At 52.3% G+C, this 17,435-nt stretch carries 10 protein-coding genes; 4 read left to right on the top strand and 6 right to left on the bottom strand.

What is annotated here, in order from left to right; genetic code table 11:
- Positions 1-17 precede the first annotated feature (17 nt).
- Genes D9736_RS01180 through D9736_RS01190 form a run of 3 tightly spaced genes read left to right on the top strand, consistent with a single transcriptional unit; the run spans position 18 to position 6,963 of the window.
- Complete coding sequence (locus D9736_RS01180; RefSeq protein WP_205712920.1) at positions 18-4,532, top strand: alpha-2-macroglobulin; 4,515 nt, start codon at positions 18-20, stop codon at positions 4,530-4,532.
- Complete coding sequence (locus tag D9736_RS01185; protein ID WP_130257493.1) at positions 4,533-6,182, top strand: YfaQ family protein; 1,650 nt, start codon at positions 4,533-4,535, stop codon at positions 6,180-6,182.
- Positions 6,183-6,186: 4 nt separating this feature from the next.
- A complete protein-coding gene (locus tag D9736_RS01190; protein WP_130257494.1) occupies positions 6,187-6,963 on the top strand; it encodes a YfaP family protein in 777 nt (258 codons plus the stop codon).
- Positions 6,964-7,036: 73 nt separating this feature from the next.
- On the opposite strand, the gene atoB is transcribed toward D9736_RS01190, so the two are convergent.
- The 6 genes from atoB to atoS form a co-directional block, all read right to left on the bottom strand.
- A complete protein-coding gene (gene atoB, locus D9736_RS01195; protein ID WP_130257495.1) occupies positions 7,037-8,221 on the bottom strand; it encodes an acetyl-CoA acetyltransferase in 1,185 nt (394 codons plus the stop codon).
- A gap of 25 nt (positions 8,222-8,246) precedes the next feature.
- Positions 8,247-9,569, bottom strand: a complete 1,323-nt coding sequence (locus D9736_RS01200) for a TIGR00366 family protein (protein ID WP_130217052.1) — start codon at positions 9,567-9,569, stop codon at positions 8,247-8,249.
- A complete protein-coding gene (locus D9736_RS01205) occupies positions 9,566-10,216 on the bottom strand; it encodes a 3-oxoacid CoA-transferase subunit B (protein WP_130217054.1) in 651 nt (216 codons plus the stop codon). Before D9736_RS01205 ends, D9736_RS01200 begins: the two co-directional genes overlap by 4 nt.
- The gene (atoD, locus tag D9736_RS01210; protein WP_130257496.1) at positions 10,216-10,878 is read right to left on the bottom strand and encodes an acetate CoA-transferase subunit alpha; all 663 of its coding nucleotides are present in this window, start codon (positions 10,876-10,878) and stop codon (positions 10,216-10,218) included. Before atoD ends, D9736_RS01205 begins: the two co-directional genes overlap by 1 nt.
- A gap of 194 nt (positions 10,879-11,072) precedes the next feature.
- Complete coding sequence (gene atoC / locus D9736_RS01215; protein ID WP_130236885.1) at positions 11,073-12,458, bottom strand: acetoacetate metabolism transcriptional regulator AtoC; 1,386 nt, start codon at positions 12,456-12,458, stop codon at positions 11,073-11,075.
- The gene (atoS, locus tag D9736_RS01220; RefSeq protein ID WP_130257497.1) at positions 12,455-14,281 is read right to left on the bottom strand and encodes a two-component system sensor histidine kinase AtoS; all 1,827 of its coding nucleotides are present in this window, start codon (positions 14,279-14,281) and stop codon (positions 12,455-12,457) included. Before atoS ends, atoC begins: the two co-directional genes overlap by 4 nt.
- A 167-nt stretch (positions 14,282-14,448) precedes the next feature.
- Here atoS and rcsC point away from each other — a divergent pair, with 167 nt between their 5' ends.
- Entirely contained in the window at positions 14,449-17,298 is a 2,850-nt protein-coding gene (rcsC, locus tag D9736_RS01225; RefSeq protein ID WP_130257498.1) for a two-component system sensor histidine kinase RcsC, read from the top strand.
- Positions 17,299-17,435 lie beyond the last annotated feature (137 nt).

Genomic DNA, 17,435 nt, shown 5'->3' on the forward strand with positions numbered 1-17,435 from the left:
GCCTGTGCCTGTCTCTTGTGGGGGCGGGGCTTGTTAATGCTGACGATTCGCTTCCTTCCAGCAACTATGCGCCGCCAGCCGGGGGAACGTTCTTTTTGCTCGCTGACAGCAGTTTTAGCAGCAGCGAAGAGGCGAAAGTGCGGCTGGAAGCGCCGGGGCGCGATTATCAACGTTATCAGATGGAAGAGTACGGCGGCGTGGATGTTCGCCTGTATCGTATTCCTGATCCGATGGCATTTCTGCGTCAGCAGAAAAACCTGCACCGCATTGTAGTACAACCGCAGTATCTGGGTGACGGTCTGAACAATACGCTAACCTGGCTGTGGGATAACTGGTACGGCAAATCTCGCCGTGTCATGCAGCGTTCTTTCTCTTATCAGTCACGGCAGAATGTGACCCAGGCATTACCGGAATTGCAGCTCGGCAATGCCATCATCAAACCTTCCCGTTATGTACAAAACAGCCAGTTTTCACCGCTGAAGAAATATCCACTGGTGGAACAGTTCCGTTATCCACTATGGCAGGCAAAACCGGTTGAGCCGCAGCAAGGGGTAAAACTGGAAGGCGCATCCAGTAACTTCATCTCGCCGCAGCCTGGCAACATTTATATTCCTCTCGGCAAACAAGAGCCGGGGCTGTATCTCGTCGAAGCGATGGTGGGTGGTTATCGGGCAACAACGGTGGTGTTTGTCTCCAATACCGTGGCGTTGAGTAAAGTGTCGGGTAACGAGCTTCTGGTGTGGACCGCTGGCAAAAAGCAGGGGGAAGCGAAGCCTGGATCAGAAATCCTGTGGACTGACGGTCTTGGCGTGATGACCCGAGGCGTCACCAATGACAGCGGCACCTTGCAGTTACAACATATATCGCCTGAACGTTCATACATTCTGGGTAAAGATGCTGAAGGCGGCGTTTTTGTCTCCGAGAACTTCTTCTACGAAAGCGAAATCTACAATACCCGCTTGTATATCTTTACCGATCGCCCTCTATACCGCGCAGGCGACCGTGTTGATGTCAAAGTGATGGGCCGCGAGTTCCACGACCCGCTGCATTCATCCCCTATCGTCAGCGCACCGGCGAAGCTTTCAGTGCTGGACGCCAACGGTAGCCTGTTGCAAACCGTCGATGTCACGCTTGATGCGCGCAATGGCGGGCAGGGGAGTTTCCGCTTGCCAGAAAATGCCGTTGCCGGAGGTTATGAGTTACGCCTGGCTTACCGCAAGCAGGTCTATAGCAGCAGTTTTCGCGTGGCAAACTACATCAAACCACATTTCGAAATTGGTTTAGCTCTCGACAGAAAAGAGTTCAAAACTGGCGAAGCGGTCAGCGGCAAACTGCAACTGCTCTACCCGGATGGCGAGCCGGTAAAAAATGCCCGCGTGCAGTTAAGTTTGCGCGCTCAACAACTTTCGATGGTCGGTAACGATTTGCGTTATGCCGGGCGCTTCCCTGTGTCGCTTGAAGGCAGTGAAACAGTTTCAGACGCCAGCGGTCATGTGGCGTTAAATCTTCCCGCAGCAGATAAACCGAGCCGCTATTTACTGACTGTCTCTGCCAGCGACGGCGCGGCATATCGTGTTACCACAACCAAAGAGATCCTCATTGAACGCGGCCTGGCGCATTACTCTCTAAGCACCGCCGCACAATACAGTAATAGCGGCGAGTCGGTTGTGTTCCGTTATACCGCGCTGGAATCTTCAAAACAGGTTCCTGTTACGTATGAATGGTTGCGTCTCGAAGACCGCACGAGCCATAGCGGAGAGCTACCGTCAGGCGGTAAATCCTTCACCGTTAATTTCGAAAAACCTGGCAACTACAATCTGACATTGCGCGATAAAGACGGCTTAATTCTCGCCGGGTTAAGCCATGCCGTCAGCGGTAAGGGCAGCACGGCGCATACTGGTACGGTAGATATCGTGGCGGATAAAACGCTGTACCAGCCAGGCGAAACCGCGAAGATGCTGATTACCTTCCCGGAGCCAATTGATGAAGCGTTATTGACGCTGGAACGCGATCGCGTGGAACAGCAGTCGCTGCTATCGCATCCGGCAAACTGGCTGACGCTACAACGCTTAAACGATACCCAGTATGAAGCCCGCGTTCCGGTGAGCAATACCTTTGCGCCTAACATCACTTTTTCGGTGCTGTATACCCGTAATGGTCAGTACAGTTTTCAGAACGCCGGGATCAAAGTTGCCGTTCCTCAGCTGGATATCCGGGTGAAAACGGACAAAACCCATTACCAGCCAGGTGAACTGGTCAATGTCGAATTAACCTCGTCGCTGAAAGGTAAACCTGTTTCTGCGCAGCTAACGGTTGGTGTGGTCGATGAAATGATCTACGCGCTGCAACCGGAAATCGCGCCGAATATCGGCAAATTTTTCTATCCGCTGGGGCGTAACAATGTACGCACCAGTTCCAGTCTGTCATTTATCAGCTACGACCAGGCGCTCTCCAGCGAGCCGGTTGCGCCTGGCGCGACTAACCGCAGCGAGCGGCGAGTAAAAATGCTTGAACGTCCACGGCGTGAAGAGGTGGATACCGCGGCATGGATACCGTCGCTAACCACGGATAAACAAGGCAAAGCGTACTTTACATTCCTGATGCCGGATTCGTTAACGCGCTGGCGCATTACCGCTCGAGGGATGAACGGCGACGGACTGGTCGGGCAGGGGCGTGCTTATCTGCGTTCGGAAAAAAATCTCTACATGAAGTGGAGTATGCCAACGGTCTATCGCCTTGGCGACAAACCAGCGGCAGGGCTGTTTATCTTCAGTCAGCAGGATAACGAACCGGTAGAGCTGGTGAGTAAATTTGCGGGCGACGAGATGCGCCAGACGCTGACACTGCATAAGGGGGCGAACTATATTTCGCTGGCGCAGAACATTCAGCAATCTGGCTTGTTAAGCGCAGAACTGCAACAAAATGGGCAAGTGCAGGACAGCATTAGCACAAAACTGTCTTTTGTTGATAACAGCTGGCCCGTTGAACAGCAGAAAAACGTCATGCTCGGCGGTGGCGATAACGCGCTGATGTTGCCCGAGCAGGCGAGCAATATCCGGCTGCAAAGTAGCGAAACGCCGCAGGAGATTTTCCGCAACAATCTTGATGCGTTAATAGAGGAACCCTGGGGGGGCGTGATCAACACCGGTAGCCGTCTGATCCCGCTCAGTCTTGCCTGGCGTTCGCTTGCCGATCATCAAAGTGCCGCCGCTAAAGACATTCGTCAGATGATTCAGGATAACCGTCTGCGGCTGATGCAACTGGCGGGGCCAGGAGCGCGCTTTACCTGGTGGGGTGAAGATGGCAATGGCGATGCATTCCTCACGGCATGGGCATGGTACGCCGACTGGCAGGCCAGCCAGGCGCTCGGCGTAACGCAACAACCGGAATACTGGCAACATATGCTCGACAGCTACGCGGAGCAGGCGGATAACATGCCGTTATTGCATCGGGCGCTGGTGCTGGCGTGGGCGCAGGAGATGAATCTGCCGTGCAAAACGTTGTTGAAAGGGTTGGATGAAGTTATCGCCCGGCGCGGAACTAAAACAGAAGATTTCTCTGAGGAAGACACCAGCGATATCAATGACAGTTTGATCCTCGATACACCGGAATCTCCGCTGGCAGATGCGGTGGCAAACGTCTTAACCATGACGTTGCTGAAAAAAGCGCAGTTGAAGTCCACTGTGATGCCACAGGTTCAGCAATATGCGTGGGATAAAGCGGCAAACAGCAATCAGCCGCTGGCGCACACGGTTGTGCTGCTCAATAGCGGTGGCGACACCACCCAGGCAGCCGCTATTTTAAGTGGTTTGACCGCTGAGCAATCCACTATTGAGCGCGCGCTGGCCATGAACTGGCTGGCGAAATATATGGCGACGATGCCTCCAGTTGTGTTGCCTGCGCCTGCGGGCGCATGGGCCAAACATAAGTTAACCGGAGGGGGCGAATACTGGCGTTGGGTGGGGCAGGGCGTGCCGGAAATTCTCTCTTTGGGTGACGAATTACCGCCGCAAAACGTGCAGGTCCGCTGGCGTGAACCGGCAAAAACGGCTCAACAAAGTAATATTCCGGTGACCGTTGAACGCCAGTTGTATCGGCTTATCCCCGGTGATGAAGACATGAGTTTTACGTTGCAGCCGGTGACCAGCAATGAGATTAACAGCGATGCGCTGTATCTCGATGAAATCACCCTTACTAACGAGCAGAATGCATCTCTGCGCTACGGTCAGGTAGAAGTCCCACTGCCGCCGGGAGCCGATGTTGAACGGACAACGTGGGGCATTTTGGTCAATAAACCCAACGCCGCGAAACAGCAGGGGCAATCGCTGGAAAAAGCGCGTAATGAAATGGGCGAACTGGCCTATATGGTGCCGGTGAAAGAGCTGACGGGAACGGTCACTTTCCGCCATCTGCTGCGCTTCTCACAAAAAGGGCAATTCGTTCTGCCGCCTGCTCGCTATGTGCGTTCCTATGCACCTGCGCAGCAAAGTGTTGCGGCAGGGAGAGAATGGACCGGGATGCAGGTGAAATAAGTGAACTGGCGCAGAATCGTTTGGCTATTAACGCTGGTTACCCTGCCGACGTTTGCACAGGAGACGCCGTTACAACTGGCGCTGCGGGGCGCGCAGCATGACCAACTGTATCAGTTATCGTCGGCAGGCGTGACAAATGTCTCGACGTTACCTGACACGCTCACCACGCCGTTAGGGAGTTTGTGGAAACTGTATGTTTACGCCTGGCTGGAGGATACCCATCAACCGGAGCAGCCCTACCAGTGTCGCGGAAACTCCCCGGAAGAGGTTTATTGTTGCCAGGCGGGGGAGAGCATAACGCGCGATACCGCGCTGGTACGCTCCTGTGGACTCTATTTTGCACCGCAGCGGTTGCACATTAGTGCAGATGTATGGGGGCAATACTGGCAACCGCGTCAGGCTCCGGCGTGGTTAGCATCTCTTTCTACGCTGAAACCAGAAACGTCGGTAACCGTTACATCGCTGCTTGATTCATTAGCGACGTTACCCGCGCAAAACAAAGCTCAGGAAGTCTTACTGGATGTGGTGCTGGACGAGGCGAAAATCGGAGTCGCATCCATGCTCGGTAGCCGGGTACGGGTGAAAACCTGGAGCTGGTTTGCCGATGATAAACAGGAAATCCGCCAGGGTGGTTTTGCCGGATGGTTAACTGATGGCACGCCGCTGTGGGTTGCAGGTGGCGGCACCAGCAAAACGGTACTAACCCGTTATGCGACGGTACTTAATCAGGTTTTGCCTGTGCCGACGCAAGTTGCCAGCGGGCAATGTGTACTGGTGGATCTGTTTGCTCGCTATCCGTTGAAAAAAGTCACTGAGGAAAAGAGCACGACGGCAGTAAAACCTGGTGTGCTCAATGGGCGTTATCGTGTGACGTTCGCCAATGGTAACCACATTACGTTTGTTAGCCGTGGTGAGACGACGTTACTTACGGAGAAGGGCAAACTGAAATTACAGTCGCATCTCGATCGTGAAGAGTATGTTGCCAGAGTTCTGGATCGCGAAGCGAAAAGCACGCCTCCTGAAGCAGCGAAAGCCATGACCGTGGCGATTCGCACGTTTTTACAGCAAAATGCCGATCGGGAAGGCGATTGCCTGACCATCCCGGACAGCAGCGCCACGCAGCGTGTTTCTGCTTCGCCAGCTACCACGGGGGCGCGAACGATGACCGCCTGGACGCAGGATCTCATCTATGCGGGCGATCCGGTTCATTATCACGGCAGCCGTGCTGCCGAAGGCACGTTGTCCTGGCGTAAAGCCACGGCCCAGGCAGGGCAGGGAGAGCGTTACGACCAGATACTGGCGTTTGCTTATCCCGATAACAGCCTTAGTCGCTGGGGAGCTCCACGCTCCACTTGCCAGATTTTGCCAAAAGCGAAAGCCTGGCTGGCGAAAAAAATGCCCCAGTGGCGACGCGTGTTACAAGGCGAGACGGGCTACAACGAACCAGATGTGTTTGCGGTTTGCCGTTTAGCCTCGGGATTCCCCTTTACCGATCGGCAGCAGAAACGGCTGTTTATTCGTAACTTCTTTACGCTTCAGGATCGTCTTGATTTAACCCATGAGTATCTTCACCTGGCCTTTGATGGTTATCCCACCGGGCTTGATGAGAACTATATCGAAACGCTGACCCGACAATTATTAATGGACTAATGCTATGCGAAAGATTTTTCTTCCGTTGTTACTGGTGGCGCTTTCGCCTGTCGCTCACAGTGAAGGTGTGCAGGAAGTCGAGATTGATGCACCGCTCTCTGGCTGGCATCCGGCAGATGGCGAAGATGCCAGTTTTTCACAGTCGATCAATTACCCCGCGTCATCTGTCAACATGGCTGATGATCAAAATATCTCTGCGCAAATCCGCGGCAAAATAAAAAATTATGCTGCGGCGGGTAAAGTCCAGCAGGGGCGACTGGTGGTCAACGGTGCCAGTATGCCGCAGAGAATTGAATCCGATGGTTCATTTGCACGCCCTTATATTTTCACGGAAGGCAGTAACAGCGTGCAGGTCATCAGCCCCGATGGGCAAAGCCGACAAAAAATGCAGTTTTACTCAACGCCGGGCGCTGGAGCAATTCGCGCGCGTTTACGGCTGGTTCTCTCGTGGGATACGGACAATACTGACCTCGATCTTCATGTCGTTACGCCTGATGGTGAACATGCCTGGTACGGTAACACGGTGCTGAAAAACAGTGGTGCACTGGATATGGATGTCACGACGGGGTACGGACCCGAGATTTTCGCCATGCCAGCGCCAGTTCACGGGTGCTATCAGGTGTATATCAACTACTTTGGCGGACGCAGTGAAACGGAATTGACGACCGCCCAACTGACACTGATTACCGATGAAGGATCGGTCAATGAGAAACAGGAAACATTTATTGTACCGATGCGTAATGCAGGTGAACTAACGCTGGTGAAAAGTTTTGACTGGTGAGTAATGGGGTTACCTTCGCTGTCGATGTTCAAGAAAACGCCCGATAACTTTCGCTATCGGGCGTTTTTGTTCGTTAATTCAACCGTTCAATCACCATGGCAATTCCCTGGCCGCCACCAATGCACAGTGTTGCCAGCCCCAGCGTTTTATCGCGTGCCTGCATTGCATGTAATAGTGTGACCAGAATACGAGCACCACTGGCACCGATAGGATGCCCCAGCGCGATGGCCCCGCCGTTGACATTCACTTTCTCAGGATCAAAGCCCAGGGTTTTCCCAACGGCAAGGAACTGCGCGGCAAATGCTTCATTAGCTTCGATGAGATCAATGTCTGCCAGTTGTAGCCCCGCCAGTTGTAACGCTTTTTGCGTGGCAGGTACTGGCCCCATACCCATCAATGCGGGGGGCACGCCACCGCTGGCATAACTTTTAATGCGAGCCAGGGGGGTAAGGCCTGCTGCCAGCGCCGCAGATTCTTCCATAATCACCAGAGCGGCAGCACCGTCGTTAATACCAGACGCGTTCCCGGCGGTGACTGTTCCTGCTTTATCGAAGGCCGGGCGCAATGCGCCTAACGCTTCAGCCGTAGAATCCACTTTCGGGAATTCGTCTTGACTGAAGACGAGGGTTTTCTTCCGGGTGACAACATTAACCGGGACGATTTCGGCTGTAAAAGCACCGGACTCAATTGCGGCTGCAGCTTTACGCTGTGAATGTAGCGCCAGTTCATCCTGCATTTCACGGGTAATTCCGTACTCTTTAGCCACGTTTTCGGCGGTAATCCCCATATGATAACCATGGGTGGCGCACATCAGGCCATCGCGCAGGATTACGTCATAAACCTGCCCGTTTCCCAGACGATAACCAGAGCGTGCTTTTGCATCGAGTAAGTAGGGCGCTAAACTCATATTTTCCATACCCCCCGCCACAATGCTCTGTGCCTGACCTGCCTGAATCGCCTGTGCAGCAAGCGCCACGCTTTTCAGACCTGAACCGCACACTTTGTTGACCGTGAATCCGCACACCGTTTCAGCTAGTCCGCTTTTTAGCAGCGCCTGACGTGCCGGATTTTGCCCCAGCCCGGCTTGCAACACGTTACCCATAATCACTTCATCAACGTGTTGTGAATCGATTTTTGCGCGTTCTATAGCGGCCTGGATCACCGTTGCCCCCAGGTCGATGGCGCTGGTGGAGGCGAGTGAACCGTTAAAGCTACCGATGGCAGTACGTACCGCACTGACGATGACACAATTTTTCATTTTTCTTCCTTTTATAAAGTTGCCGTCAGAACAGCGTTAAACCAATAACGAAAATGACGCCGGAGAAGAGCAGGGCAGTGATGCAATAGCCCATGATGTCGCGGACACCGAGTCCGGCTATTGCCAGTGCAGGTAGCGCCCAGAACGGTTGTGCCATGTTCATCCACTGTTCACCGTAAGCTATCGCCATTACTGATTTACCCAGATCGGCCCCTAGCGCCTGCGCGGCAGGAAGGACGAATGGCCCCTGAATAACCCAGTGTCCACCGCCAGAAGGCACGGCGAAGTTAATTAGCGCAGAGCTAAAAAAGGTCATCAGCGGGAAGGTATCTTTGTTGGCGACATTGATGAAAAATTCGGTGATCAGGCCACCGAGGCCGGAGTGTTCCATCATTAACTGGATCCCGGCATAGAAGGGGAATTGCACCAGAATCCCGGCGGTACTGCGCGCAGCCGCACTTACCGCCCGCATATAGGCCATTGGCGTTTTATGCAACAACAGACCGGCAATCATAAACATCAGGTTGACGGTGTTGATGGTGATGTTGAATCCCTTCTCGGAGAAGTACAGCACCAGATAAGCAATGCCCAGAGCACCAATAATCAACGCCAGGATGCGACTTTCTTCCAGTTTCTCTGAAGGTGGGGCGTCTGCAGGGAGCTTCTTCTGGAAATCCGCTTCTTCCAACAACAGCTTCGGATCGATACTCACCACGTCGGAAGGCTTAGGCGTCATCATGCGGGTGATAAACGGCATCACCACAATCAGGGCCAGGGTGATAAAGATGTTGTAGCCAGTAAACAGGGTATCGCTGACCGGAATTAACCCTGCGACGTGCTCAACGGGATTCCCCGGTGTTGCTGCCAGTAGCGGCATTGAGCCGGAAAAACCACCGCCCCAGGTGAGAAAGCCGATATACGCGCAAGCGATCAACAACGGATAGTCGGAGCCTGGTACCCGACGTGCAACTTCGCGAGCAAACATTGCGCCAACCACCAGACCGAATCCCCAGTTGATTACGCAGGCGACGGAACCAAAAAAGGTGACTAACATGACCCCTTGGGTAGGCGTTTTGGCTGCTGACGCCGCAGTACGTAACAAACTTTTCACCGGACCAGAACTGGCGAGTGCATGTCCGGTCACGATGATGAGCGCCATCTGCATCCCGAATGCCAGCAGATTCCAGAAGCCGTCACCCCATAGTTTCACCATGCTGAGAGGGGTTTGTGGCGTTAACCAGAGAGCTACGGCAAAGGTGATTAATGTCAGTAGCATGGCGAAGATCAGGGGATCGGGAAGCCAGCGACTGACAAAGCGCGTCATAAAACGCGAGATGCGACCGATCATAGCGCCCCCTGTGGGAGCAAAAGATCATCAGCGACGGCGAACTGCGCTTCAGTTTTGGCACGCACAGTTTCTAAATCACAACCTTCGGCAATTTCAGTGAGCCACATCTTGCCATCGATAAAGCGGAACACCGCCAGTTCTGTCACCAGCATATGAACTGCGTGAAGCGCGGTTAGCGGCATGGTGCATTGACGTAAAATTTTTGCTGAACCATCTTTGGCGCAATGTTCCATGGCAATGATCACTTTGCGCGACCCGGTCACCAGATCCATCGCACCACCCATACCAGGCACCATTTTTCCTGGCACGACCCAGTTGGCGAGATTGCCTTGTTCATCGACCTGTAAGCCACCGAGTACACAGGCATCAATATGACCACCACGAATCAGCGCAAATGACATCGCGCTGTCGAACATCGCCGCGCCGGGTAAAACGCCACACGGCTGTCCGCCTGCGTTCACCAGATCGGGATGTGCTGTCGTGACCGGGCCTAAACCGAGGAAGCCGTTTTCCGATTGCAGAGTGATATGAATACCCTCCGGTAAATAATTGGCGACCATTGTGGGTAAACCGATCCCTAAGTTAACGATGTCACCATCACAAAGTTCCTGCGCCACGCGGCGCGCAATACGTTGTTTCGCGTCCATTATTTGCTCTCCTGTGGAATGATGATGTGGTCGATAACAGCGCCGGGGGTGATAATGTGGTCAGGTTGCAATTCGCCGGTGTCGACCAGTTCGTCGGGTTCCACCAGCGTGATGTCTGCTGCGAGAGCAATCAGGGGGTTAAAGTTGCGGGCGCTGAGTTGGTAGGTGAGGTTTCCGAGTGCGTCGCAACGGTGGGCGCGGATCAACGCCAGGTCTGCCCGCAATGGACGTTCAAGCAACCAGGTTTTGCCATCGAGGGTGAGCGTTTGTTTGCCTTCTTCGACGACGGTGCCGACACCGGTTGGGGTGAGAAAACCACCAAGTCCGGCACCGCCACAGCGAATTTGCTCAATCAATGTACCTTGCGGTACGAGAACGACCTCCATTTCGCCAGAAATCATGCGCCGTCCGGTTTCCGGGTTAGTGCCAATATGTGAAGCGATGACTTTGCTGACCCGACCGTTGACAATCAGCGGGCCAGTACCAGTATCAATAAATGCCGTGTCATTGGCGATTAAGGTCAGATCCCTGACACCGGATTCCAGTAATGCCTCAACGAGGCGGGGAGGCGTGCCAATTCCCATAAAACCGCCAACCATAATGGTCATGCCATCACGAAAGAAGCTGGCGGCGTCCTCTATGCTCATCAATTTTGTTTTCATTTTTTATCCCTCTTGAATACACCGTTGTGGGTACACAGAAGGCATAGCAAGGGGAGTGCCAGAATGAAATTATGCGAAATAATTTCTAATAGATTGAAAATATTGAAATAAAAAGGAGGGTGGTGGTGAGGGGATATTGCACTGCTATGCAGGATTTTGCGCACTGTGCAAATTTCTGCATAGCAGTTTTTGTCTTACGCACCGGCTGGATCAATGCCGTATTCTTGCAGTTTGTACATTAAGGCACGGCGACTGATACCGAGCATCAGCGCGGTGCGAGTACGGTTTCCTTCTTGTTGCTCCAGCACTTCAATAATAATCCGTTTCTCTTCGCGCTTAATTTCTTCTTTGAGATTGCGCTCGCCCGGTGGCGTGCTTTTCACATCGTGATTCATACAGACAGGCTGGCGAAATTGTGGTGGTAGATCTTCTGCAAAAATCACCGGCCCCGAGTTCATTACCACGGCGCGTTCAATGACGTTAGAAAGCTCACGGATATTGCCAGGCCACGACCAGGCGGTAAGCAATGACATTGCGCTGGGGTCGATTTCGATAATATCGCGTTGGTTTTCGCTACTGAATTTTTGCAAAAAATGATTGGCTAAGAGGGAAATGTCTTCTCGTCTCTCGCGAAGTGGCGGCAACATTAAATGAATCACGTTGAGTCGATAAAAGAGATCTTCACGGAAAGTTCCTTCTTTTACCATCGCGTCCAGGTTGCGATTGGTAGCGGCAATGATGCGAATATCGACTTTGATGGTTTGATGGCCGCCTATGCGTTCAAATTCCCTCTCCTGCAAAATGCGCAACAATTTAGCCTGCAATACCAACGGCATTTCACCAATTTCATCAAGGAATAATGTGCCGCTGTCGGCACGCTCAAACAGTCCCTGGCGCAGGGTCAGTGCACCGGTAAATGCGCCTTTTTCATGACCAAAAAGTTCGCTTTCCAGCAGGGATTCTGGTAGCGCGGCACAGTTAATTTTAATAAATGGCCCATTGGCGCGGCGGGAGTTGTAATGGATCGCCCGGGCAATCAGCTCCTTACCAGTACCGCTTTCGCCACTGACTAACACGCTGGCCTGCGAGAGGGCAATTTTTGCCGTGTCTTTGCAGATCGCCTTCATGACCGGGCTACTGGTTAATATATGGCCCCACTGCCAACTGGCACTTAGCGCTTGATGTAGCTGGCGAATCTCTTTTTTCATTGACTGCAACTGCAATGCGCGCTGCACGACCAGGTTCAGCTCATCCAGATCAAACGGTTTGATGACGTAATCAAATGCACCACTGCGTAAGGCTTCTACTGCCGTTTCGACTTCGGCATATGCGGTCATCAGGACAATGGGCGTGCGTGGATTATGACCACGCATCGCTTTTAACGCACTGATACCATCCATTTCCGGCATACGGATATCCATCAGCACCACGTCCGGTTGCACACGGGTGAACAGTGGCAATGCTTCATTGCCGTTACAGGCGCAATGAGTGTCATACCCCTGCAAAGAAAAAGCGGTGGATAGCATGCGACGCACATTCTCTTCGTCGTCAACAATCAGGATTCGGTAAACAGCATTCATAAGGGCAAATTTTCCTGCGGATCAATCGGTAAGATAAGGGTGAATGTGGCACCGCAGCCGGGCAGGCTGGCGACGCGAATATCGCCTTGGTGCGCATTAATAATTCGTTGGCTTAAGGCAAGGCCAAGTCCTGTGCCGGACGCTTTAGTGGTAAAGAAGGGATCAAAGATTTTTCTCTGTAGAGACAGCTCGATGCCGCAGCCGTTGTCTTCAATCGTGATCGCCTGCTGGTTGGCCGTATACATCCATGTGCGAATGCGGATTTCACCCCGTGCGGTGATAGCTTGCACGGCATTGATCAACATATTCAGGATTACCTGCTTGAGTAGTTCTCGATCTGCCACGATCGCAGTGAGTGAAGGATCAAGCTCTGTAATAAAGTCGATCCGTGCCTGTACGCCGGAGGTTTGGGCAAGAATCAGCGTCTCTTCGATCAGGGCATTGAGATACACTTGTTGCCACTGGCTTTTACGTGGGCGGGAAAAATCCAAAAGCTGCTGAATAACTTTATTAATGGAATCAATCTCATTCAGCACAATTGACAGATATTCCTGATGTTCTGGCTGAGGTGTCTGCTGGCGAATGATTTGCACGTAACCCCTGATGGCGGTGAGAGGATTGCGTACTTCATGCGCAACGCCTGCCATCAGTTCCCCAAGGGTGGCGAGTCTTTCTGTCTGCGCCAGTCGCCGTTGGCTTTCTTTACGTGCCGTCAGATCGGAGAAAATCACTAAAGCGCCAATCATGTCTCCATGTCCGTCATGGATTCGGCTGGTGGTGGCGCTGATTTCAATGGTTCGGTCGCGTCCGGGATAGCTGATTTCCAGCGCCATATGTTCGATACCATGCGCCAGCGTATCAAGAACCGGACTATAAAAATGGGTGTTGGCAAAGAGGGTGGCGTAAGGCTGGCCTACCAGTTCCTGACGTTTGTATCCGGTGATGGCTTCCGCTGCAGGATTCATGGTGATCACATCGCCTTGTCGGTCAATGGCAATCACTGCATCGGCGGCATTTTCAATAATCAGGTCATTGAGTGTTTTCGATTCACGAAGCGCGTCGGCAAGGTTATTCACACAACGGCTGATTTGCCCTAGTTCGCCAGGTAGCGGTGGCAATTGCGTCGGATTATTCTGCGCCAGCGTCGACAGACCCGCAGTGATGATATCGATGTTGGCGCTTAAACGGCGAGAAAAAAGCACGATCAACAGCAGGCTAATCAGCAGACCGGCAGAAAGGACAATGATTATCCGCACGTCCATTTTCCATGCCTGACGACGAATATCCTCCGTTAATTCATTCGCCCAGATATAACCAAGCACGATGCCCTGGCGTTCTATTGGGATCATGGAATTCATAATATCGCCGCGGACTTGCCTGCCGGAAAAGAGTTGTGGCGTGTTGGTTTGCATGACGATATTGCCGGGATGATCCGAGGTGATACTAATACCTACATTGCTTTGATAGAGTGCCGATGGGGCATAAGTGATAATTGCGTCCAGTTCTTTGTGGTAATAGCCAGCCCCGACACCGGGAAAAGCTTGGGTAATACGTTCGGTAATAGGAGCCAACTCATGATTCAGCGCCCGGATGCGTGCCTCACGAGGCAGATGTTGGTAAAGCGCAAAGCGTTCTTCCAGTGCGGCGTTCAGCAACTGCACAACCGCCGCTAATTTTTTCTCTTTTTCAGATAAGACCGCTGACCGACCCTCAGTTTCTACGATATAACCAATAGATAGCGTCGGAATGATGACCATCAGGATTGCCATCATAATGAGCTGGTTGCGCAGACGACGTGGGTACAACCACTTCAGAGAGTGCATGCTGGGTATCCAGGTTGTTTTTCAGGCAAACGACGATTATCAGGGGTTAAGGTAATGATTTCTCGGCGGTGTATCATATTCCAGAGAAGAGAGAACATTGCGGTGACACGCTTTTACCGCTACCTTAACCACACTCCATCGGTCACCTGAGGCGGAGCTTCGCCCCTTTGAAATACCTTGCTTCTTTTCGCACAACCCTGAAAGTCTCGCGCTACATGTTCAGAGCGCTGGCGTTATTGATCTGGCTATTGATTGCTTTTTCATCAGTGTTTTACATCGTCAACGCTTTACATCAACGAGAATCTGAGATTCGTCAGGAATTTAATCTGAGCTCCGATCAGGCCCAGCGGTTTATTCAGCGCACCTCTGATGTCATGAAAGAGCTGAAGTACATTGCTGAAAATCGCTTATCCGTGGAAAACGGCGTGCTTTCTCCGCGTGGGCGTGAAACGCAAGCGGATGTGCCGGTTTTCGAACCGTTGTTTGCTGATTCCGATTGTTCCGCAATGAGCAACACCTGGCGAGGCTCCCTGGAGTCACTGGCGTGGTTTATGCGCTACTGGCGCGATAACTTCTCTGCGGCTTACGATCTCAACCGTGTGTTTTTAATCGGCAGCGATAACCTCTGTATGGCTAACTTTGGCCTGCGTGATATGCCCGTCGAACGTGACACCGCTCTGAAAGCCTTGCATGAACGCATTAACAAATATCGTAACGCGCCACAGGATGACAGTGGCAGTAACCTTTTCTGGATCAGTGAAGGGCCGCGTCCTGGGGTGGGATATTTCTACGCGCTGACGCCGGTTTATCTGGCAAACCGTTTGCAAGCGCTTTTAGGCGTAGAACAGACAATTCGGATGGAGAACTTCTTCCTGCCGGGGACGTTGCCGATGGGCGTCACCATTCTTGATGAAAATGGCCATACCCTGATTTCGCTGACCGGACCGGAAAGTAAGATTAAAGCCGAACCGCGTTGGATGCAGGAGCGATCCTGGTTTGGCTATACGCCAGGTTTCCGTGAGCTGGTGCTGAAAAAAAATCTACCGCCGTCTTCGTTAAGTATTGTCTATTCCGTGCCTGTTGATCAGGTGCTGGAACGTATTCGCATGTTGATACTTAACGCGATTTTGCTGAACGTGATTGCGGGTGCTGCATTGTTTACCCTCGCACGGATGTATGAGCGACGTATTTTTATTCCGGCAGAAAGTGACGCCCAGCGACTGGAAGAGCATGAGCAGTTTAACCGCAAGATAGTCGCCTCTGCGCCTGTGGGGATCTGCATTTTGCGAACTGTCGATGGCGTTAATATTTTGAGTAACGAACTGGCGCATACCTATCTCAACATGCTTACGCATGAGGATCGTCAACGGCTGACGCAAATTATTTGTGGCCAGCAGGTCAATTTTGTCGATGTCCTTACCAGTAACAATACCAACCTGCAAATCAGCTTTGTTCATTCGCGCTATCGTAATGAAAACGTGGCAATTTGCGTACTGGTCGATGTGTCTTCACGTGTGAAGATGGAAGAGTCGCTGCAAGAAATGGCACAGGCAGCAGAACAGGCGAGCCAGTCAAAATCGATGTTCCTTGCAACCGTCAGCCACGAACTGCGAACGCCGCTGTATGGCATTATCGGCAACCTGGATCTATTACAAACCAAAGAGTTACCAAAAGGTGTTGACCGTCTGGTGACGGCAATGAATAACTCTTCCAGCCTGTTATTGAAGATTATTAGCGACATTCTCGATTTCTCGAAGATTGAATCGGAACAGTTGAAAATCGAACCACGCGAGTTTTCACCGCGCGAAGTCATGAACCACATCACCGCCAACTATTTGCCGCTGGTGGTACGCAAGCAACTTGGTTTGTACTGTTTTATTGAGCCAGATGTACCGATGGCGCTCAATGGCGACCCAATGCGCTTACAGCAGGTGATCTCCAACCTGTTGAGTAATGCTATTAAATTTACCGATACCGGCTGCATTGTTCTGCATGTTCGCGTTGATGGTGATTATCTTTCTATTCGCGTACGCGATACCGGGGTGGGCATTCCAGCTAAAGAAGTTGTGCGGTTATTTGATCCATTCTTCCAGGTAGGGACGGGCGTACAGCGTAACTTCCAGGGGACTGGTCTGGGGCTGGCGATTTGTGAAAAATTGATCAGCATGATGGACGGTGACATCTCAGTGGATTCTGAACCGGGAATGGGCAGCCAGTTTGCGGTGCGTATTCCACTGTATGGCGCGCAGTATCCGCAGAAAAAAGGTGTCGAAGGATTAACGGGTAAACGCTGCTGGTTGGCGGTCCGCAATGCGTCGCTCTGCCAGTTCCTTGAAACCAGTTTGCAGCGTAGCGGCATAGTCGTTGCAACATACGAAGGGCAGGAACCGACTCCCGAAGATGTGTTGATCACCGATGATGTGATGAGTAAAAAATGGCAGGGCAGGGCGGTTGTGACTTTCTGTCGTCGCCATATCGGTATCCCTCTGGAGAAAGCGCCTGGTGAATGGGTACACAGTGTGGCAGCCCCGCACGAGCTACCGGCATTGCTGGCGCGCATCTATCTGATAGAAATGGAGAGCGACGATCCTGCTAACTCTCTGCCGTCGACCGACAAAGTGGTCAGCAATAACGACGATATGATGATTCTGGTCGTAGACGATCATCCAATTAACCGTCGTCTGTTGGCCGATCAGCTTGGATCGTTGGGCTATCAGTGTAAGACGGCGAATGATGGTGTTGATGCACTTAATGTCCTTAGTAAGAATCACATTGATATAGTGCTAAGTGATGTCAACATGCCGAATATGGATGGTTACCGGTTAACGCAACGTATCCGCCAGTTGGGACTGACGTTGCCGGTAATAGGGGTAACGGCCAATGCGTTGGCTGAAGAGAAACAGCGGTGTCTGGAGTCCGGTATGGATAGCTGTCTGTCTAAGCCAGTGACGTTGGATGTCATCAAACAGACGCTGACGATGTATGCCGAGAGGGTCAGGAAAGCGCGGGAATCGTAGACCGGATAAGGCGTTTACGTCGCATCCGGCAATCGGTGCAAATGCCAGATGCGACGCTGATGCGTCTTATCTGGCCTACATTATCGTAATCCATTGAAATAATGGAATTTGTAGGTCGGATAAGGCGTTTACGCTGC

Origin of the sequence: Escherichia sp. E10V10, assembly GCF_004211985.1 — a bacterium.
Taxonomy (GTDB): Bacteria; Pseudomonadota; Gammaproteobacteria; order Enterobacterales; family Enterobacteriaceae; genus Escherichia.

Excerpts from the sequence above, each read along its gene's own strand:
- D9736_RS01190 (WP_130257494.1), top strand. The coding sequence starts at position 6,187 with ATGCGAAAGATTTTTCTTCCGTTGTTACTGGTGGCGCTTTCGCCTGTC.
- atoB (WP_130257495.1), bottom strand. The coding sequence starts at position 8,221 with ATGAAAAATTGTGTCATCGTCAGTGCGGTACGTACTGCCATCGGTAGC.
- D9736_RS01200 (WP_130217052.1), bottom strand. The coding sequence starts at position 9,569 with ATGATCGGTCGCATCTCGCGTTTTATGACGCGCTTTGTCAGTCGCTGG.
- D9736_RS01205 (WP_130217054.1), bottom strand. The coding sequence starts at position 10,216 with ATGGACGCGAAACAACGTATTGCGCGCCGCGTGGCGCAGGAACTTTGT.
- atoD (WP_130257496.1), bottom strand. The coding sequence starts at position 10,878 with ATGAAAACAAAATTGATGAGCATAGAGGACGCCGCCAGCTTCTTTCGT.
- atoC (WP_130236885.1), bottom strand. The coding sequence starts at position 12,458 with ATGAATGCTGTTTACCGAATCCTGATTGTTGACGACGAAGAGAATGTG.
- atoS (WP_130257497.1), bottom strand. The coding sequence starts at position 14,281 with ATGCACTCTCTGAAGTGGTTGTACCCACGTCGTCTGCGCAACCAGCTC.